This window comes from Heyndrickxia coagulans DSM 1 = ATCC 7050, from assembly GCF_000290615.1.
Taxonomy (GTDB): Bacteria; Bacillota; Bacilli; order Bacillales; family Bacillaceae_C; genus Weizmannia; species Weizmannia coagulans.
This window is the reverse complement of sequence record NZ_ALAS01000038.1, coordinates 1-754: the sequence shown is the minus strand read 5'-3', so window position 1 is coordinate 754 and position 754 is coordinate 1. Positions and strand designations below refer to the sequence as shown.

1 protein-coding gene is annotated in these 754 nt (G+C 44.2%); it reads right to left on the bottom strand.

Annotation, left to right across the window (positions count from 1 at the left end; translation table 11 throughout):
• Positions 1-651: SH3 domain-containing protein (locus IC21_RS01315; RefSeq protein ID WP_235801095.1), on the bottom strand; the 651-nt coding region annotated here is incomplete at its 3' end.
• Between the last annotated feature and the right edge of the window lie 103 nt (positions 652-754).

Here is a 754-nt window from a genome sequence, read left to right as displayed (position 1 = left end):
AGAAGTATCTGCACTGCTATCAGGATTTGAATTCGCCAAAAAAGATGCATGAACATAGCCCGTTTTGCTGCCGGCTTTTACTTTCGCCCACTCCCCGGAAATGGAGTAAACCGTCACCTTTTCGCCTCTTGGCAAGCTGTCCAAAATGCTGGACGTTTCGGAGGCTTTTGAACGTAAGATTAGATGTGAACCCTTATCCACATTGACATATTTCGTCGTTGTTTTGGCTGGAGTAGAAGTATCTGCACTGCTATCAGGATTTGAATTCGCCAAGAAAGATGCGTGGACATACCCTGTTTTGCTCCCGGCCTTTACTTTTGCCCACTCCCCGGAAATGGAGTACACCGTCACTTTTTCGCCTCTTGACAGGCTTGCTAAAATGCTGGCCGTTTTGTAGGCTTTCGAACGTAAGATTAAATGAGAGCCTTTGTCCACGTTGACATACTTCGTCGTTGTTTTGGCTGTGCTCGTTGTCGTTGCCGTACTGCCGGGTTTTGTGCTGGTTAAATATTCCGCACGAACATACCCCGTTTTTGTCCCGGCTTTTACTTCTGCCCAACCATCAGACACATTGTACACCAATACAGCTGTGCCTTTTTTTAGGCTGTCTAATTTGGCAGCACTTTTTGAAGGCTTTGCTCTTAATGTCAAGCTCGAATTCGTATCGAGCTTTTTGCGATGTTAACAATTTTTCTTTCAATGCAAATAGAACACCACCAGAAATATAATATTGTCAGATAAATATATGCCCATT